At 45.9% G+C, this 19,869-nt stretch carries 16 protein-coding genes and 3 tRNA genes; all 19 read left to right on the top strand.

What is annotated here, in order from left to right; translation table 11 throughout:
• The first annotated feature begins 60 nt into the window (after nt 1-60).
• The 19 genes from I6E26_RS04715 (at nt 61) to I6E26_RS04625 (ending at nt 19,560) form a co-directional block, all read left to right on the top strand.
• A complete protein-coding gene (locus I6E26_RS04715) occupies nt 61-3,642 on the top strand; it encodes a PD-(D/E)XK nuclease family protein (protein WP_235320707.1) in 3,582 nt (1,193 codons plus the stop codon).
• Nucleotides 3,642-7,592, top strand: coding sequence for a helicase-exonuclease AddAB subunit AddA (addA, locus tag I6E26_RS04710; RefSeq protein ID WP_235320706.1), 3,951 nt, complete (start codon nt 3,642-3,644; stop codon nt 7,590-7,592). Before I6E26_RS04715 ends, addA begins: the two co-directional genes overlap by 1 nt.
• A gap of 172 nt (nt 7,593-7,764) precedes the next feature.
• Nucleotides 7,765-8,832: a 3-isopropylmalate dehydrogenase gene (gene leuB / locus I6E26_RS04705; RefSeq protein WP_235320705.1), complete on the top strand. Its 1,068-nt coding sequence runs from the start codon at nt 7,765-7,767 to the stop codon at nt 8,830-8,832.
• Nucleotides 8,833-8,849: 17 nt separating this feature from the next.
• Nucleotides 8,850-10,523 (top strand): biosynthetic-type acetolactate synthase large subunit, encoded by a 1,674-nt coding sequence (gene ilvB / locus I6E26_RS04700; protein ID WP_235320704.1) that lies wholly within the window; start codon nt 8,850-8,852, stop codon nt 10,521-10,523.
• A gap of 191 nt (nt 10,524-10,714) precedes the next feature.
• Nucleotides 10,715-10,791: transfer RNA gene (locus I6E26_RS04695), tRNA-Asp, on the top strand.
• Between the two features lie 23 nt (nt 10,792-10,814).
• A tRNA-Gly gene (locus I6E26_RS04690) sits at nt 10,815-10,890 on the top strand.
• A 31-nt stretch (nt 10,891-10,921) separates the two neighbouring features.
• Nucleotides 10,922-10,996, top strand: a tRNA-Cys gene (locus tag I6E26_RS04685).
• Nucleotides 10,997-11,098: 102 nt separating this feature from the next.
• The gene (locus tag I6E26_RS04680; RefSeq protein ID WP_235320703.1) at nt 11,099-12,013 is read left to right on the top strand and encodes a hypothetical protein; all 915 of its coding nucleotides are present in this window, start codon (nt 11,099-11,101) and stop codon (nt 12,011-12,013) included.
• A gap of 13 nt (nt 12,014-12,026) precedes the next feature.
• Nucleotides 12,027-12,671, top strand: coding sequence for a hypothetical protein (locus I6E26_RS04675; RefSeq protein ID WP_235320702.1), 645 nt, complete (start codon nt 12,027-12,029; stop codon nt 12,669-12,671).
• Between the two features lie 48 nt (nt 12,672-12,719).
• Complete coding sequence (gene ade / locus I6E26_RS04670; protein WP_235320701.1) at nt 12,720-14,432, top strand: adenine deaminase; 1,713 nt, start codon at nt 12,720-12,722, stop codon at nt 14,430-14,432.
• On the top strand, nt 14,432-15,340 hold the full coding sequence (locus I6E26_RS04665) for a D-alanyl-D-alanine carboxypeptidase family protein (protein ID WP_235320700.1): 909 nt from the start codon (nt 14,432-14,434) through the stop codon (nt 15,338-15,340). Before ade ends, I6E26_RS04665 begins: the two co-directional genes overlap by 1 nt.
• Before the next feature lie 132 nt (nt 15,341-15,472).
• Nucleotides 15,473-16,216, top strand: coding sequence for an esterase family protein (locus I6E26_RS04660; protein WP_235320699.1), 744 nt, complete (start codon nt 15,473-15,475; stop codon nt 16,214-16,216).
• A 42-nt stretch (nt 16,217-16,258) separates the two neighbouring features.
• On the top strand, nt 16,259-17,449 hold the full coding sequence (locus I6E26_RS04655; protein WP_235320698.1) for an ATP-grasp domain-containing protein: 1,191 nt from the start codon (nt 16,259-16,261) through the stop codon (nt 17,447-17,449).
• A gap of 10 nt (nt 17,450-17,459) precedes the next feature.
• The gene (locus tag I6E26_RS04650; protein WP_235320697.1) at nt 17,460-18,041 is read left to right on the top strand and encodes a peptidylprolyl isomerase; all 582 of its coding nucleotides are present in this window, start codon (nt 17,460-17,462) and stop codon (nt 18,039-18,041) included.
• Complete coding sequence (locus I6E26_RS04645) at nt 18,041-18,334, top strand: GIY-YIG nuclease family protein (protein WP_235320696.1); 294 nt, start codon at nt 18,041-18,043, stop codon at nt 18,332-18,334. Before I6E26_RS04650 ends, I6E26_RS04645 begins: the two co-directional genes overlap by 1 nt.
• A gap of 7 nt (nt 18,335-18,341) precedes the next feature.
• Nucleotides 18,342-18,518 carry a hypothetical protein gene (locus I6E26_RS04640; protein WP_235320695.1) on the top strand — a complete coding sequence of 59 codons (177 nt, stop codon included), beginning with the start codon at nt 18,342-18,344 and terminating at the stop codon, nt 18,516-18,518.
• Between the two features lie 117 nt (nt 18,519-18,635).
• Nucleotides 18,636-18,869: a DUF3791 domain-containing protein gene (locus tag I6E26_RS04635; RefSeq protein WP_235320694.1), complete on the top strand. Its 234-nt coding sequence runs from the start codon at nt 18,636-18,638 to the stop codon at nt 18,867-18,869.
• A complete protein-coding gene (locus I6E26_RS04630) occupies nt 18,866-19,336 on the top strand; it encodes a DUF3990 domain-containing protein (protein ID WP_235320693.1) in 471 nt (156 codons plus the stop codon). Before I6E26_RS04635 ends, I6E26_RS04630 begins: the two co-directional genes overlap by 4 nt.
• A complete protein-coding gene (locus I6E26_RS04625) occupies nt 19,333-19,560 on the top strand; it encodes a DUF3791 domain-containing protein (RefSeq protein ID WP_235320692.1) in 228 nt (75 codons plus the stop codon). Before I6E26_RS04630 ends, I6E26_RS04625 begins: the two co-directional genes overlap by 4 nt.
• Nucleotides 19,561-19,869 lie beyond the last annotated feature (309 nt).

Raw genomic sequence — 19,869 nt, 5'->3', positions numbered from 1 at the left:
AATTTACATTTAGGGGGCTGAATTATAACAGCCCTCTTTTTTTACACTGGAGGTTAGAATATGCTGGAGATTGTTACAGGGCGGACAGGCAGCGGCAAAACCGCGCTATGTTTGGAAAGGATTGAGGAAAAGCTGTTGGGGGCTCCAGCAGGCCAAAAAATTATTTTACTGCTGCCAGAGCATATGACCTACCGGGTGGAGCGGCAGCTGGCTTCCTTGCTGGCCAAGAAGGGACGGGGCTTTAGCAGCTGCTATATTTACGGCTTTCGTCGTTTTGCCTATCAGGTTTTGCAGGAAACTGGAGGAGCCTTGGAGCCTGGCTTAACAGAGCTGGGACGGCATCTGCTTTTGAAGAAGCTATTGGATAAAAGATTGGCAGATAAGGATAGCCAGGGGCTGCAGGCCTTTGCCAAGGCTGCCAGACAGCGGGGCTTTGTGGGGGAATTGTCAGATATTATCAATGAAATGAAAAGCTACTGTATTTCTCCGGAAAACCTGTTGCAGCTTTCTGAAACCATTGGAGAGACTAACAGCCGGTTACAGGGTAAGCTTCTGGACATGGCCAGCATCTATGGAGATTTTAATGAGGCTATGGCAGGTCGTTACAATGATGGCAAGGATATTATGGCCAAATTGGTGGAAAAGCTGCCTCAGTCCCAGTTGGTTAAGGGAGCAGAGCTTTGGCTGGATGGCTTTTTGTTCTTTAATCCTCTGGAAAAGCAGATTCTTAATCAATTATTTGATTTGTGCAGTGATGTTCATGTGAATTTGACTATGGATACCACTGGGCTGCAGGCTGGTGTTCTTTTTGACTACCTGCCTCGAGAGGATATTTTTTATCGCAGCTGTCAGACGAGAAATTATCTGTTGGAGCTGGCGGCTAACAAGGAAATGTCTGTAGAGGAACATTTTTTAACTGGGGGCAGCAGATATGGCAATCCTGCTCTCAAGGCTATGGAGGCTCAGTGGATGAACCATCATATTAGGCCTTGGCAGCCGGGGTATCCAGATTATCAGGGGCCAGCTCAGAATATAAAAATTGTGGAGGCAGCGGCACCAAGGTTGGAGCTGGAGGCTATGGCAGCAGAGATTGTGCGTCTGGTGCGGGAAAAAGGCTGCAGCTGGAGTGATATAGGAATTTTGCTACGGGATGAGGATGGTTACGGCTTCCTGACAGAGCTGGTTTTGCAGGAATATGGCATACCTTTCTTTAATGCGGCTAAAAGACAGGGAATCAAGCATCCCCTGGCAGAGTTGATTCGTTCAGCTCTGGCTATCTGTATCAGTCGCCAAGGCTGGAGCTATGAAAATGTTTTTCGTTGTTTAAAAACAGGATTTTTTAAGGAATCCTGTAATTTGCTGTCTGATGAATTGGATGAGCTGGAGAATTATGTGCTGGAATTTGGTATTCGGGGCCGGAAAAGATGGACTCAGCCAGAGCCTTGGCAGTATATGCGTCGTTATAGCTTAGAGACAGAGGATATAGATGAAAAGGAAAGGGCGCGGGCAGAAAGAGCTGATAGATGTCGTTTGCGGGTTGTGAAGCCTTTGGAGTCCTTGCAAAAGCAGTTATCTCAGGCAGGAGATTTGGCAGGTCTAGCTGAGGCGGTTTACAATTTCCTTATGGAGCTGCAGGTACCGGTACAGTTGGAGCGGATGTCTAAGGAGGCAGAGCTGCAGGGGGATTTGGCTGGGGCTAGGGAACATCAACAGCTTTGGACTGCTGTTATGGAGCTGCTGGATCAGATTGTGGAGCTAGGTGAGTTTTCCCCTCAGGACAGATTGTTGGAATTTGCCAATGTTATGGAGGAAGGACTGGATAACATGGTTATTAGCCTCATACCTCCTGGCTTGGATTATGTCAGCATTGGTTCTTTTGACCAGAATAGCATGGAAAATCTGACGGCAATTTTTATACCGGGAGCTAATGCAGGCACCATGCCTCGGCGTTCCAGTGAGAATGTGATTCTGTCTGATGGGGATAGAATCCATATTAATCAGGTACAGACAGATAATAAGCATCTCTCTATTATTGGTCAGGAAAACAGCTTTAATGAGGCTTGGCTGTTGTACAAGGGATTTAATGAGGCTAGCAGCTACCTGTGGATATCCTATGCCCTTTCTGATGATGAGGGCAATGGCCGGGAGCCAGCAGCACTTTTGCGTTGGGTGAGACGCCTGCTGCCAGAGGTAAAGCTGTGGCAGATTTTGCAAAGTGATGGCTTTGTGGCAGAGGGGCATCAGGCTGTATCAGGCCTAGGCAAAGCCTTGGGGCGTTGCCGGGATTTGGGGGCTATGGAGGACAAATGGTATGGTGTCTACAATTGGCTGGTACAGCATAGTGATCAGGGTTTGGCTCACTCCTTGGCTTTGTTACAGCAGGGATTGTCCAGCAAGCGGGGAGATGATGCCCTGCCAGCAGATTTGTCCCGGAAACTTTTTGCCCCTAAGGGCTGGCTGAGAGGCAGTGTAACCAGATTGGAGCGGTATAATAGCTGTCCTTTCCAATATTATGTGCAATATGGTCTTAAATTGCAGGAGAGACGCATTAGTGAGTTTAGTAATCCAGAGCTAGGCACCTTGCTGCATGGTGTATTGCGGGAATTTGGCCAGGAGCTAAAGAACCAAAATCGTCGTTGGAGTGATGTTTCGGAGTCAGAACAGCGGCAGATGTGTCATGAAATCTTGCATCGCCTGGCGCCAAAACTGGGAAATAATGTTATCTTTCAGCGTAAGCAGCTGGAGGCTAGGTTGAGGCGTATTGAAAATACAGCAGCTTTTGCCCTCCAGAGACTGTGCGCCTTTGATGCAGTCAGCCAGCTTCATCCAGAGTATTTTGAGGAAGGTTTTGGCAGTATGGCCAAGGATGCCAATCAAAGAGCTTTGTCTCTGGTGTACAAGCTGTCCTCCGGGAACAAATTGTCTCTCAATGGTCAGATTGACCGTATAGATATGACAGAGGATGGTCGTTATTTTATGGTTATGGATTACAAGACAGGCAATGCGGCTATTAATATTATGGATGTATACTACGGTATTAAGCTGCAGCTTTTAACCTATTTGCTGGTAACCAAGCAATTTCTCTCGGCTCAGCAGGGAGAGGAGGCTTTGCCTGTAGGTATGTTATATTATTTTCTCAAACAGCCTAGAGCCAGCTTGGCCAGTCATGGAGAGAGCCAGCAGGAGGTTATTGCTGCCTTGGAGAAAAAGCTGTTAATGCCAGGCTGGATTGTGGCTGATAAGGAGCTGGTACAGCTGATTGACAGTACCTTGTCCCAGCCTGGGGCCAAAAGCCGTTTTATTCATGCTACTATGAAAAAGGGTGGGGATTTAATGGCCAATGCCACCTATTTGCGTCAGCCACGAGAGTTGGAGCTTTTGCTGGAATATGTGGAGGAACTACTGCAGCACACAGGCCGAGATATTTTGGCGGGAAGAATTGCACCAGTGCCTTACAGAAATCGGGAAGGACACAGTACCTGCGAATATTGCAATTATCGGGCTATCTGTGGCTTTGATGCTCAGCTGGAGGGCTTTGGTTATCGCCGTGTAGTCCAGCAGGGGGATAAGGAGTTTATGGAGAATATTGAAGCAGAGCTGTCTCAGCAGAGAGGCAATCAAGCTGATAAGGAGGAAATCTAATGGGCTGGACCAAGGAGCAACAGCAGGCTATTGACCTGGATAATAAAAATATATTGGTGTCTGCCGCCGCCGGCTCTGGCAAAACTGCCGTGCTGGTAGAGCGAGTAGTAAGCCATTTGCTGCGGCCTCTAGGGGAGAATAGGCCAGAGGCAGAAAAGCCCTGGAGTGTGGATGAACTGCTGGTAGTAACCTTTACCAAGGCGGCTGCGGCGGAAATGAGTGACCGTATTGGCCAGCGGCTGCAAAAGGCTATTGCTCAGGAACTGGAAAATACCCCGCCTAATAAGGCTCTGATTAGCAGGCTGCAGCGGCAGATTATACTTTTGGCAGGAGCCTCCATATCCACCATAGATTCCTTTTGCCAAAGCATTATCAAAAACAATTTTGCTGACATAGATTTGGACCCTAGATTCAGAGTAGCCAATGAAAATGAGCTGATATTGCTGCAACAGGAGATTCTGGATGAGATTTTTGAGAATCGCTATGCACAGGGAGATGCTCTCTTAGAGGAGTTTGGGGAAAAGTATGGCACTGATAGAGGGGATGATCAGCTTTATAATATTGTCTTGAAGCTTCATGACCAGTCCAGAAATCAGCCTTTTCCTGAACATTGGCTTCGCCAGTTGGTAGAGGCCTACAGTCCGGTTGATGAAAAAAAGGCGCCTAAAAAATATTTACAGGATTATACCCTGTGGTGGCAGATGATTTATAGTGGTTTGCACCAGTACATGGCCAAGGCAATGGCAGCCAGAGAGAAATTTTACCTGCTGGTGGAGCAGGTGGATGAGCCTAAGACTAGAGCCAAATATGATGAACGACTGGACCGAATAGACAGCATTCTCAATGGTATTAATGAGGCCTTGGACAAGGATTGGCAGGATATTTATGATGCCTTTCGGGTGCTGGATTACAAGGAAACCAAATTTATTAATATGCCAGGGGGGAAGCTGGATATAGATCCAGATTTGCGGGAAGCTATTAAGAACGCCAATGACGGCGTAAAAATTGCTGTAGAGCAGATGCGGAAGGATTTTGTGCTGGACCCTGAGGACATTATGCTGGAGGATTTGGCCAAGCTGCATCAGGATGCAGAGGCTATTGTGGAATTGGTGCTGGAATTTAATCAGGCCTACAAGGCAGCCAAGAAGGAGCGGAATATTATTGACTATGGTGATATGGAGCATTATGCCCTGCAGTTGTTAATGGCAGAGGGTTCCACGCCAGACCATATTCAGCCCTCTGCGGCGGCTCTGCAGCTGCGGCGGAAATATCGGGAAATCATGGTGGATGAATATCAGGATACCAATCAGGTACAGGATACCATTGTGTCCTTGATTGCAGGAGAGAATCAGGGGAATCTCTTTATTGTGGGAGATGTAAAGCAAAGTATATACGGTTTTCGTTCCTCAGAGCCTGCCCTGTTTATGGATAAATATGAAAAATATGATGGTGGCAACGAGGCTCAACAGTTGATTACCCTAGGGCGAAATTTCCGCAGTCGACAGGAAATTCTTTCTGCTGTAAATTTTGTTTTTGCCCAATTAATGACCGCAGAGCCGGCGGAAATTGATTATGACCAAAGAGCCATGCTAAATCCAGGAGAGCCTTATGGCTATGAAAAGGGGCCGGAGCAGGGGGAGGTATTCCCTGCGGACAAGGCTGTGGAGCTGGATATTATTATGGAACAGGGCTTGGAGGAGGCTCAGGGGGGCCAGGAAGAGACTCAAGGGGACCAGGAGGAAGCCCAGGAAGAGCTAAAAAGCTTTCAGCTGGAGGCACAGCATATTGCCAGTCGTTTGCTGGAGTTAAAAAATTCTGGTTATTTGGTTTTTGACAAATCTCTGGCTCAGGGGGAGAATAATGGCTATCGGCCAGTGCGTTGGCGGGATATGGTTATTTTGCTCCGGGCTGCCTCTGCCAAGGCAGAGATTTTGCAGGAAGCATTTCAGCTAAATAATATTCCTGTTTTTGCGGCTGTAGATGGGGGATATTTTCAAACCACAGAGATACAGGTGATAACCAGTGTTCTGTCCATTGTTGATAATGCCATGCAGGACATTCCTTTAGCGGCGGTGCTTTATTCGCCTATTGTGGGTTTAACCGCCCAGGAATTGGCTCAGATAAGGTTGGGCGCTGAGGAGAAGAATCTCTATCAAGCCTTGATACAGGCTGGTTGTCCAGAGTCTGAGCTGGAAATATCTCTCAAGGATAGAATAGGTGTATTTCTGGAGAAGCTAAGCCGTTGGCGGCAGCAGGCTCGCTCTATGGGGGTGCCGGAGCTGCTATGTAAGATTTATCAGGATACAGGCTACTATGAGTATGTAGGCTGTATGCCGGGGGGGATTCTGAGGCAGGCCAATTTGCGCATGTTGATAGATAGAGCCAGGGAATATGAAAATACCAATTATCGAGGCTTATTTAGATTCCTTAGCTTTGTAGAAAAAATCAAAAGCATGGATACGGATCTTTCTGTGGCTAGAACTCTGGGAGAAAATGAGGATGTGGTCCGTGTGATGACAATTCACAAATCCAAGGGCTTGGAATTTCCTATTGTAGTGCTGGCAGATATGGCTAAAAGATTTAATATGAATGATCTGAAGGAGCCAGTTCTGATACACAAAAAGCTGGGGCTGGGCTTGCATAATATAGATACTGTAAAATCTGTATCCTATCCTTCCTTTGCCAGACTGGCGGTAAAGGCTGGCATTCAGAAGGAAATAAAGGCAGAGGAACTGCGGGTTCTGTATGTGGCTATGACGAGAGCCAGGGAAAAACTGATTATGACAGGCAGGGTAGCTAATGGTCAGAAGTCTGTGGAAAAGTGGTGCCAGTATCGTAATTATAGCTGTCAAGATAAGGCTTGGCAGGAGGAATTGCCTCGTCAGACCTTGCCAGCCTATGGTATTAGTCAGGCCAATTCCTATTTGGATTGGGTAGCTTCAGCTGTGGCAAGACACCCAGAGGCAGGTCAGGCCTTTGCTCAATTTGAAGGATTGACACCGGAACAATATGGACAAGGCTTAGGCTATATGCAGGTGGCTATGGGCCGGGAAAGCCAATGGCAGGTACATCTGATTCCTGCCGGGGATATTTGTCAGCCAGGTATGGAGGCTGAGGCCAGCAAAGAGATTCTGGAAAAAGTAATTGCTGGCGAGTTATTGCCAGCAGAAGAGATATGGACACAGCGCATTAATAGGGTGCTGGATTGGCAGTATGATTTTCAGGGTACAGAGAAGGTGCCAGCCAAGCTGTCTGTTTCCGAGCTAAAAAGGCGTTTTGGCAGGGAGCTGGAGCAGGAGGGTACTGATTATGAATTGTTGTGGACAAAGGAGGCTGGCTCAGAGATTGCCCCTGAGGGAGGTCAGTCTTCTGAGCAGCAAAGAGAATATAATTATCCAAGGCCTGTATTTCTCCAGCGCCAGCAGGAGGGCAGGCAGGTATCCCGCAGTACAGAATATGGTACGCTGATGCACAGTGTTATGCAGCATCTGGATTTGACTCAGGGACTGGATAGGGCTGGTGTGGAGAAACAGCTGGAGGAAATGGTATATAGGGAGATTATCACTGAGGATCAGTTATCAATGGTTAATACGCCTCAGGTAGCAGGCTTTTTTGCTTCTCCTCTGGGACAGAGAATGCTGCAGGCTGATAAAATATGGCGGGAGATGCCTTTCTGCCGTATGCTGCCAGCAGAGCGTTATTTTTCAGAGGTACGCAGGTCAGAGGCAGAGATTTTTAATCAGGGTGTTATTGATGTACTGTTTCAGGAGAAGGGGAAACTGGTATTGATAGACTATAAAACAGATAGAAATACCAATGCTCATCATGTGAAACAGCTCTACAGCCTGCAGCTGGAGCTATATAGCCAGGCGGTGGAATCTGTTCTGAACAGCAAGGTGGCAGAAAAATATCTTTATATGCTGCGGGATGGCAGTATTGTTAAGGTGTGAACCTAGGTTTATTTTTTCATTGTTTTCCAAAAATTTACACAAGGCTATTGCTAAAGCCAGTGGCAATGATATAGAATATTTATGTTATCATTTTTTTAAACAAGTAAAGGATATAAGTAATATCCTGGGGTGCAGAGGCTTTGCTGCGCCCCCAGCAAGGAGAGGATTCAATATGGCTAAGAAAATTGTAGTAATTCCAGGTGATGGTATTGGCAGCGAGATTACAGATTCTGCCGTAGAGGTTCTGAAGAAAGCAGCAGAGAAGTTTTCTTTGGCACTGGAATATGAATACAAGGATGCTGGTGGTACTGCCTATGATAAATTTGGTACTCCTTTGCCAGAGGATACCTTGGAGGCCTGCAAGGCTGCTGACGGTGTGCTCTTTGGTGCTGTAGGCGGTGACAAATGGGATAATGTGGAGCCATCTTTGCGGCCTGAAAAGGCTATTCTTGGTCTGCGCAAGGGCTTGGGCTTATATGCAAATCTGCGTCCAGTGAAGGTGGCAGATGCTTTGGTTGAGTACTCTCCTTTGAAGCAGGAGCTGGTAAAGGGTGTAGATCTGGTTATTGTCCGTGAGCTGGTAGGCGGTATTTATTTCGGTGAGAAATGCGAGTCTGAGGCCTACAATGGCACTGAGCGGGCTTGGGATTTGGAGAATTACTCCATTCCAGAGGTACAGCGGATTGCCAAGCTGGCCTTTGAAACAGCCCGTATTCGTCGTGGCAAGGTAACTTCTGTAGATAAGGCTAATGTATTGGCTACCTCTCGTCTGTGGAGACGCACTGTAGCTCAGGTTGCTCAGGATTATCAGGATGTGGAGCTGAATAATCTCTATGTAGATAATTGCGCTATGCAGCTGGCAGTTCGTCCTACTCAGTTTGATGTTATTGTAACTGGCAATCTCTTTGGTGATATTCTCAGTGATGAGGCTGCTGTTATCGGTGGCTCCATTGGCATGATGCCATCTGCTTCCATTGGTGAGCTGACCAGCCTTTATGAGCCAATTCATGGCTCTGCGCCAGATATTGCTGGCAAGGGCATTGCCAATCCAGTAGGTACTATTCTTTCTGCTGCTATGCTGTTGAGATATTCTCTCAATGAGGAGGAGGCAGCTCAGGCCATTGAGACTGCTGTGGACAAGGCTTTGGCTGAGGGCTGGCGGACAGCTGATCTCTGGCATGAGGGCTTTAAGAAGGCAGACACCAAGACCATGACTCAGGCCGTTATTGCTAATCTCTAATAGAGGAGGAGCCATATATGAATGGAGCTCAGGTAATTGTGGAAATCCTGCGGGAGCAGGGTGTAGATACTCTTTTTGGCTATCCGGGAGGTATGATACTTCCTCTTTACGATGCCCTTTATGATGCGAAGGATATCAATCAGATTCTTACCACTCATGAGCAGAATGCGGCTCATGGGGCAGATGGCTACGCCAGAGCTACAGGCAAGGTGGGGGTGTGTATTGCCACCTCCGGCCCAGGGGCTACCAATCTGGTAACTGGCCTGGCTACCGCCTTTATGGATTCTATTCCAGTGGTGGCTTTTACAGGACAGGTAGATACCGACCTGCTGGGGCGGGATTCCTTTCAGGAAATAGACATTATGGATGTTACCATGCCTGTTACTAAGCATAACTACAAGGTAAAGGATCCTAAGGTGCTGGCTAAGGTGGTGCGGGAGGCTTTTCGCTTGGCCAAACATGGCAGACCAGGTCCGGTGCTGGTGGATATTCCCAAAGATATTTTATTGAATCCAGCGCCCTTCTATGAGGATGATTATGTACCTAGAAAGCCGGGACAGCCAGATGCAGATTTCAAGATTTGCGTAGCTGAGGCAGCAGAGGTTATTTGTCAGGCTAAGCAGCCGGTAATTATTTCTGGCGGCGGTGTTATTAACGCTGGAGCTACCCAGGATGTTATTGCTTTTGCCGAGCACTACCATTTGCCTATTGTATTTACCTTGATGGGTATTGGCGGTGTTCCAGCAGAGCATCCTAATGTATTGGGCTTTGCAGGTATGCATGGCAACAAGGCTGCCAATAACGCTGTGGCCAATGCAGATTTGGTTATTTCCCTGGGCAGCCGTTTTGCCGATAGGCAGACAGGCAATCTGGATAAATATACTGCTGGTACCAAATTTATTCATGTGGATATAGATCCGGCGGAGATAGATAAAAATATTGCCAGTTCCATAGGTTTGGCAGGAAATATGCAGAATATCCTGAAAATGCTGAGTCAGCGGGAGCCATCTTCCAATTTAGATGAATGGTGGAAGCAGATTCGAGGCTGGCGCTGTGAATATGCCTATGATTATCATGTGTCCAGATTAACTGTGCCTTGGGCTATGCATTGCATTGCTAAGGCTGCCAGTGGACAGGAATATGCCTTTGCCACCGATGTAGGTCAGCATCAGATGTGGTGTGCCCTGCATCTAAGAGTGCAGGAGCCTAGAACCTGGTTTACCTCTGGCGGTTTGGGAACTATGGGCTTCGGTTTGCCAGCAGCTATGGGAGCCCAGGCTGCTTATATGGATGCCGGCAGTCAGCGGCGGGTTATTCATGTAGCTGGGGATGGGGGCATCAAAATGACTGGTAATGAATACTATACCATTGCCAGATTGAATCTGCCGATTATTTCCATTATTGTGAATAATACCAGTCTGGGCATGATTCGTCAGTTACAGAAGGTTAATTATCGGGAGAGATATATTGCCTGTCAGCTGGATTATCCTATGGATTATGCTGGCTATGCCAGAAGCTTCGGCATTGAGGCGGAGAATGTGGATAGTACAGAAGGATTTGCCACAGCCTTGAAGCATGCTATGGCAGAAAGACGGCCATATGTTATCGTTATGAACATCCATAGAAGCTTTGTGGAGCCTATGATTAAGGGTGGCGCCCGCATTAATGAATTTGTAGACTTTACAGATTAAAAATTGTCGTGGCATTGCCAGGGGAATTTGCGCTAGTCCTAATGAGTAGTGAAAGCTGGAATGACAGTGAGAGATTTGTGCTCACTGTCATTTTTTTTGGGTTTTAAAATTTTTTTAAAAAAGTGTTGACAATGTGCTTTATATTCGCTATAATTTCAATTGTTGTCACGCAAGTGAGAAAACAGAATAACGGCCCGGTAGTTTAGTTGGTTAGAATGCCGCCCTGTCACGGCGGAGGTCAGGGGTTCAAGTCCCCTTCGGGTCGCCATTTTTCTCTTGTGTCAGCATGATGCGGAAATAGCTCAGTTGGTAGAGCATCACCTTGCCAAGGTGGGGGTCGCGAGTTCGAGTCTCGTTTTCCGCTCCATTTTTTTGTCTTGTATCTTTAATCATATATTGGTGACATAGCCAAGCGGTAAGGCCGAGGTCTGCAAAACCTCTATTCCCCAGTTCGATTCTGGGTGTCACCTCCAAAATGATATATTCCCTGAGTTTTCTCAGGGTTTTTTTATTGCCATTTTGTTCTAAAAAGCATATAATAAATGTATAACTAAAACGAGAATAGAGGTTGACTAATGGCAGGGAATAAGTTCAAGTTTACAGATAATTTATTAAAGGTGTATAACTACGCCTTTACTGAGGAAACAACCTATGGCTTTTACAAGCCTAACGAAGCTATGTATGTTGGGGTGCGTATGACTGAGAAGCAGTACAACTGCCCTGGCTGTCATAAGGTTTTTACAGTTAAGATTCGCAATGATAATGATGGGATTCTGTATTTTTCCAAGGGCAGGATTGCTCAGCAGAAAAAGGTTTATGAGGAGCTGGATAAGGATTTTCCTGCTGATTGGGAGCTGATGGAGAAGCCTTATGTTTATCAGCTAATAGGCTACTGTCCGGATTGTGCTGCTGAGAAGCTGGCAGCATCTCAGGATAATGGCCAGCGAATCAACAATCTATGTCATGAGCTGTATCTCCAGGATATGCTGGTATATGACAAGGCTAGACAGTTCACTACAGATGCTGTGGAGAAATGGCTGGCGGGTATTCAGGAGCCAGAGGAGCTGACTAGATTTGATTTAACCAGACCGGAGATTGTGCAGGAGCTTATCTGGATTATGGTTCTTAGTGATACAGAGGCCTGTGAAAAGGCATTGCAGGAGTATAGGGATGCTGTACAGCCTATTCTCTATGAGCTGAACCGGCTGCTGGAAAAGGCCACACCGGCTTGGAAGGCTTATGCCCCAAGAAGCTCCAGTCTGCCAGAGTCCATGTCTGACGGGGAATATCATGAGTATACCTTGGCTTTTCCAGCCGATGATACGGTAGGCCATGATTTTTATTTCCCTCGCATGGTGGAGAAGTCCAGAGTAGAAATGTTTGTTCAGCAGCCTCGTATGGAGTCTATTCAGGACTTGCTGTCAGATGCTGGCTTCCAGGAGCAGTGGATTGACATGGTGATGGACAAGGCCAACGAGTTAACAAGATAATTGGAGATTAAAAATGAAGCGAATTGTTATGTGTGTACTGGTGCTTTGTATGTGTATGCTGTCTGCTACAGCCTTGGCAGCCAAAAAAACCGGCAGTTTGCAGCCAGAGGACTTTGGCTACAAGGGAGTGGCTCTGGGAGATGATGCTGCTTCCTTGGCCGAAAAGCTGGGGGAGGCAGATTTTGACACAGACATTGTGGTGTTGGATCAGACCGTTAAGGCTTATATTTATGGCTCAGACTTGAAGATAGCCGTAGATCCTCGTAATAACAAGGTTGTGGCGATTCTATGCAAGGATAAGGACTACAAGGCTAGAGATGGTGTGACCTATGGATCTACCAGAGCCAAGCTGCTGCAGGTATATGGCAAGGGAGACAAATTGAAGCGGGATGGGGAGATTTACTATGTTTACCGCAATCCCGAGGATGAAAAGCAAAAGCTGATGCTGTCTCTGGAAACCACTAATTATTATGTGGAAAGCTTCTTGATAACAAGCCTGCCTCTTACAGAGGAGGAGCAGGCTGAGTATGATATGGGGGAGTTTCCTACAGAGCTGGAGGATAATCAGGATGATAACAGACTGTCCGGGGGATTTAACAGCCGTGGAGAATGGTGGGCCCAGTACCGGGTTAATGACCACATAACCGTAGGCATTTAATTTAAATAGAATGTTGGGGATTGACAAAAGGAAGGCGGGTGTAGTTTCTTGAATAAAAAGCACTTGATAAGGGTGGCTCAAGGCTTGGAGCCGGCAGATTTGGTGTTAAAAAATGCTGAAGTGTTCCATGTATATACGGGAGAATTTATTCTGTGTGATATAGCCATTGCCGATGGCTATATTGCCGGTACTGGCTCCTATTTTGGCATTGAAGAAATCGATATGCAGGGCAGATATATTACGCCGGGATTCATAGATGCCCATGTACATATTGAAAGCTCCATGCTGACACCTTATCAGTTTGCCAAGGCAGCGCTGCCATGTGGTGTTACCACCATTGTGACAGATCCCCATGAGATTGCCAATGTATGCGGTGCTAAGGGCATTCAGTACATGCTGGATGCCACGGAGCAGCTTCCTTTGAATGTGTACTTTATGCTGCCATCCTGTGTACCTGCTACGGATTTTGAGGATTCCGGGGCAGTGATGTTGGCAGAGGATTTAGAGCCATTCATGGAGCATCCTAGAGTGCTGGGCTTGGCAGAGGTAATGAATGCTCCGGGAGTATTGCAGCAGGATGAAAACGTTATGGCCAAGCTGGAGATGGCTGGCAAGGGCCGTATCGATGGTCATGCTCCTGGTTTGACCAGCAGCCAGCTTATGGGTTATGCGGCGGCAGGTATCACTACGGATCATGAGTGTATTACCAAGGAACAGGCCCTGGACAGGCTGCGGGCAGGTATCAAGGTTATGCTGCGGGAGGGTTCGGCAGCGAAGAACATGAGAGGCCTTTTGCCAACCGTAAATCCTGATACAGCTCCTTATTTTATGTTCTGTGCAGATGACAAGATTCCAGCAGAACTTTTGGATAGCGGTTATATCAATTACATGGTAAAGGCTGCTATTGAAGAGGGTGTCAGTGTAGCTAATGCCTTGCAGATTGCTACTATCAATGCAGCCCGCCACTATGGTATCAAGGATGCAGGAGCTATCTTGCCGGGGCGCAGGGCAGATTTGCTGGTATTTGACAATCTGGATGAGTGGAAGCCACGGCAGGTTTATAAGGATGGCCGGCTGGCTGTGGATAATGGCCAGCTGCTGCAGGAGGGCAGGAACTGTGACAACAGTTCCTTGGAGCATACAGTTAATCTGGCTCCCGTAACAGTGGAGAGCTTCCGCCTGCCTCTCAAGACGGAGATGGCTAATGTTATAGGCCTGGTGCCTTATCAGATTGTTACCAAGAAGGCTGTTTTGTCAGTAAAACGGGTGGATGGCTGTGCTGTTAGCGATGTGGAAAATGATATTCTCAAGCTGGCTGTGCTGGAAAGACATCATGCTACTGGCAATATAGGCTTGGGACTGGTTAAGGGCTTTGGCCTGAAACGGGGAGCTTTGGCTTCTACAGTTGGTCACGATTCCCACAATCTGATTGTTATTGGCACTAATGATGAGGATATGCTGGCAGCTGTGCAAGAGTTGCAGCGTATTGGCGGCGGTATCTGTATTGCAGAGGATGGTCAGATCCGTGGCGTTCTGCCTTTGCCAGTAGGAGGTTTGATGACCAATGAGCCTGCGTTAATGGTAGCCAAGCAGCAGGCAGAGATGATTGCCTTGGCTAGAGAGATGGGAGTACCGGAATTTTATTCCCCATTCCTAACCCTTGCTTTCCTTAGTCTGCCAGTTATACCATCCTTGAAACTGACAGATAGAGGTTTGGTAGATGTAGATTCTTTTAAGTTTATTCCTTTGGAGGTTAAATAATGGTTTTTCTTAACTCAGTTGCTAAGTATAGAAGATTACTGAGTCCTCTTGGCATTGTACGCTTGGTGCTTATGGTGGCTATTGCCTGTCGACTGATGATGCCGGATTGCGGTGTGGCGGCAGGAGAAAGGGTATTACCTGATGCACCCTGGATTACGGCGCCTTCCGCTATAGTGGTGGATATGGCTACAGGTGGCATCATCTATGCCAAGGGAGCAGATGATCGTCGTTATCCTGCCAGCACTACCAAGATTATGACTGGTATTCTGACACTGGAAAATGGTGATTACAATCAGAATGTTACCGTCAGCTCTCATGCAGCCTGGGTGGAAAGCACTGGCTTGTGGGCAGGTCAATCCATGCGGGAATTTGAAATGCTGGAATTGATGCTGCTGGAGTCTGATAATGGTGCTGCTACCGCCTTGGGTGAGGCTATAGGAGGCAGCGAGGCTGGCTTTGCAGCTATGATGAATCAAAAAGCTCAGGAACTTGGCATGAGTGGCACCCATTTCGTGAATTGTAATGGTATGCCTGATGAAAATCACTATTCCACAGCTAGAGATATTGCCAAGGTGGCTGCCTATGCTATGAAAAACGAAATGTTCAGACGGATTGTAGCCAGCCCACGGATTATTATGCCGGATTGGGAGAAACCAGGCAGTACATATGAGGCAGAGAATACCAATAAGCTGCTGGAAAGCTATCCTGGCTGTATCGGTGTTAAGACGGGTTATACCAATGCAGCAGGAGGCTGTTTGGTTTCGGCAGCCAGCCGTAATGGCAGGGAGCTTTTGTGTGTAGTGCTGAAGTCCTCAGATATGGATACCAGATTCTCTGATTCTGCTGCTTTGCTGGACTATGGTTTCCTTTGTGCAGAGAATGGCTTAGCAGAGTTGCCACGTAATTGACAGATTTATATAGTTTTGCTATTCTAAAAGAAGTGATTAATCATTATGGTTTATCACTTCTTAATTTTTTTAAATTTGTTGTAAAACTACGGCTTTAGTCGTGGTCAGTATGACAATTAGTGAGGAGATACAATGAACGTAGAACATATTCATCACTACAGCCATCATTTGGATCGAGAAATGAACATCAGGGTATATGGCCATGATGGTTTGCCCTTGGTGGCTTTTCCATGTCAGAATGGGGATTGTTATAATTACGAAGGTTACGGCTTTTTGGATAATATTGTTGATTTTATTGAAGGCGGCGCTATTCAGCTGTATGTGGTAGATACAGTGGATGTGGAGAGCTGGTCCGATGTCTATGGGGATAAGGGCTGGAGAGCCTGGCGGCAGGAGCAGTATTATCACTACATTGTGGAGGAGGTATTGCCCTGCATTTATTCCCGCAATCATAGCGGTAAAATGCCTGTGGCTTTTGGCTGCAGCCTAGGTGCAACTCATGCGGCTATTGTATTTTTGCGTCGGCCTGATTTATTTGGAGGCTGTTTGGCTTTGTCCGGGGCCTATGATGCCAAATATTTCTTTGATGGCTGGATGAATGATGTGCTGTATCGCAATTCTCCGGTGCATTTTATGGAGAATCTGCCAACAGACCATTGGTATGTTGGCTTGTATAATCAGCGGAAGCCTATTTTCTGTGTGGGACAGGGACCTTGGGAGGATGAAGGACGGCGTACAACGGCTATTCTCAGGGATATTTTCCAGGCCAAGGGCATTGGTGCCTGGTGTGATTTTTGGGGCTACGATGTGGATCATGACTGGCCTTGGTGGAAAAAGCAGATGCGTTATTTTTTGCCATATTTATTGGAAGATTAAGGGTAGAAGCGTAATGGCAGAGTGAAACAGGAAGGAAAAAATATGAATTTTGTATTTATTTCACCGCATTTTCCCCGCACCTATTGGTTATTTGCCAACAGGCTGAAACGGAACGGGGTAAATGTTCTGGGAATTGGAGATTGTCCTTATGATGGGTTGGAGGATAATGTTCGAGATTCTTTGACGGAATATTATTATGTGCAGGATATGAAGGATTATGAGCAGGTGTTCAAGGCAGTAGCTTTCTTTTCCTTCAAATACGGCAAGATTGACTGGCTGGAGTCCAACAATGAGTTTTGGTTGGAGCAGGATGCCAGATTGAGAACTGACTTCCATATTACTACAGGCGAGCAGTATGCTGATATTGGCCGTATCAAGAAAAAGTCTGCTATGAAGGAATATTACAAAAAGGCTGGTATTCCTACAGCAAGGCTTCATATGGTATCCAATCTGGAGGCAGCAAAGGATTTTATTAATCAGGTAGGTTATCCTGTTATTGTCAAGCCTGATATTGGGGTAGGAGCCAACGATACCTACAAATTGAAGAACGAGGACGAGTTAAATGGCTTCTTTAATAATTATCCACAGGTGCCTTATGTAATGGAGGAATTTGTGCAGGGAAAGATTTTTTCCTACGATGCTATTCTGGATAACAAATCTGTTCCCTTAATGGAGTCCTGTACAGAGTGGCCACCGTCTATTATGAATATTGTAACAGATAAGCTGGATTTGGCCTACTTCGTTCGAGCAGATGTACCGGAAGCCCTGCGGAAAGCTGGTAGAGCTACTGTTAAGGCTTTTGATGTTAAAAGTCGTTTTGTTCATCTGGAATTTTTCCAGTTGGAGCATGACAAGGAAGGCCTAGGCAAGGCTGGGGATTTTGTTGGCTTAGAGGTAAATATGCGTCCTGCTGGTGGATATACGCCGGATATGATGAATTATGCCCATAGCATGGATGTTTATCAGATTTGGGCTGATATGGTAACTGATAATCGCAGGATTCAGGCAGAGGCCCAGGAGGATTATTTCTGCGTTTATGCTGGTCGGCGGGATCAGTTCAGCTACGTTCACTCCCCAGAGGAAATCAGCAATAAATATGGCAATGCTATTGTTATGGCTGAAAGAATGCCAGAGATGATGGTGCCTCAGATGGGCAATCAGTGTTATACTGTTAAGCTGAAAATTGAGGCTGAGGTTCATGAGTTTATCAAGTTTGTAACTCAGCGAAAGTGAGGGAGCATAAATGAAGAAAATTGTTATGTGCCTTACACTGGCGCTGGTTTTTATGACCACTGCCTGTGCGGCAGGTTCATTTTGGGACTTTAAGAAAGATGAAGGAGAGAGTAAAGTGGCAAATCGTATCGCAGTTTTTGATACTAACATGGGTGAGTTTGAGATTGAGTTGTTTGAGGACAAGACTCCTATTACCACCAAGAATTTTATAGACTTGGCTCAGGAGGGCTTCTATGATGGAGTAATTTTCCATCGCATTATTGATGGGTTCATGATCCAGGGCGGAGATCCTACTGGTACTGGCATGGGTGGCCCAGGCTATACCATTGAGGATGAATTTACCCCAGAGCTGACTCATGAAAGCGAGGGTATTCTGTCTATGGCCAATACCGGCCGTCCTCACACTGGCGGTTCTCAGTTCTTTATTACCTTGGCAGCTACTCCTTGGCTGGATGGTCATCATACTGTATTTGGCAAGGTTATTAAGGGCATGGAGGTTGTTCGTGAGATTGGTCATGTTAAGACTGGTCCACAGGATCGTCCTGTACATGATGTAGTTATTAACAAAATTACTATCAAGGATGCTGAATAATGGCTAAAGCTGTGGCACCGGTTCCTGTTAAGGGGGCCGGTGCCTATACTTATATTTTGGAATGTAATGATGGCAGCTTGTACACAGGCTATACAGTGGATTTGGCCCATAGGCTGGCCATGCACAATGCAGGCAAGGCCAGCAAATGTACCAGAGGCCGCCTGCCAGTAAAGCTGGTTTATTACGAGGCTTTTGCTACAAAGCAGGAAGCCATGAAACGGGAATGTGCTATAAAAAAGCTCAGTCGAAATGCAAAGCTGGCTTTGATATTAGCCAAGAGCGAGGGAGACTGACAAGATTATGTTAATGAATCAAATAGATATTCAAGATAAGATTCCATTTGAGATAATAGATAAAACTAATAATTTGCAGCAGGCGATAGAAAATATAGAAAACGGTGTGGGGCTTAGCAAGGTATATGATTCAACAGATGAGATGTACAAGGATTTAGGATGTGAAGCTATTGTGACCATATAAAGATTCATCACCTTGCCAATCAGATGATTTCAATTGATTTGGACGATGGCGTAAAGAAGAATTATGCAGTTTTTCAGGATGTTTTGGCTAAAATAAAGTAAGAAAGGATTGCATACGATGGGCGGAAAAATTAAAAATTCTAATGAGTTGGAGTTTGTCGTATTTTGCATTGAAAATGTAGCGACGAAGCTGGGTGTGGAGGCAGAACGTGTTTATCAAGCATTTACCGAACAGAGTGATATTTTGCATGGCTACATTGTACCAGAATATGAAGTGCTGCATACTCAGAGTCGGGAATATATCGTTGATGACCTTATTGATGTGATGAAAGAAAATGGGGTGGAAGTATGATTCTCTATCATGGTTCTTTCTTAGAGATTGCAAAGCCTGATTTGCTACATTCTCGCTTTAATGTAGATTTCGGGCGTGGCTTCTATGTTACACCTCTGTATGAACAGGCAGCAAAGTGGTGCGGCAAGTTCATACGCCGTGGGAAAGATGGTATTATCTCCCGGTATGAATACAATAAAGACCGGGAAGCAGAACTGAAAATATTGAAATTCGATTCTTATTCCGAAGAATGGCTGGATTTTATTCTGAACTGCCGTAGGGGAAAAGATTCTACAGATTATGATCTTGTTGTAGGCGGTGTTGCCAATGACAAGGTGTTCAATACAGTGGAGTTGTTCTTTGACAGGTTGATTGATAAGACAGAAGCCATCAACCGCCTGCGTTACGAAAAGCCGAACCTGCAAATTTGTTTCCGCACAGAGAAAGCATTGGCTCTGTTGCATTTTGAAGGAAGTGAAACACTATGATAGCAAATCCAATTTTACTTCAAAAAAAATATAGCCGTGTCATTGAGTGCTTTGCCAAAATGCAGGGGCTTTCACTGGATGCGGCATTGGATTTCTTTTATCATTCCAAGGTTTATCAGCTGATCCGTGACGGTGTTTCTGATATGCATTGCATGAGCGATGAGTATCTGGCAGAAGAATTAAGACAGGAATATATAGGGAAGATTCTGACAAATTGTCAATAACCAAAAGTTATATTGCATAAATAAAGTTGTCACCTTGTGCTCAAGGATTTAACATATACTTATGAGCATTATGAAAATAGCTATAAATAGAAATAACAGCATGGCTACTCGATAACTGGAAACTTCTTTTGACTTTTGCATATGCCTATGCTACAATGTTCTGTGAAAGTGAATATGGCCTTTGAAATTGGTCCTGTGAGGCTGATAAAGGAAGCTTGTATTTTTGTGTATGTAAAAGCTATGGCTTTCTTGTGCCTTTATGGGTACAGGAAAGCCTTTTTCTTTTTTAGGTCATTGGAAAATCTGTGC

The sequence above is a fragment of the Anaerovibrio lipolyticus genome, from assembly GCF_021531495.1.
Taxonomy (GTDB): Bacteria; Bacillota; Negativicutes; order Selenomonadales; family Selenomonadaceae; genus Anaerovibrio.
This window is presented reverse-complemented; position numbering and strand designations above follow the sequence as displayed.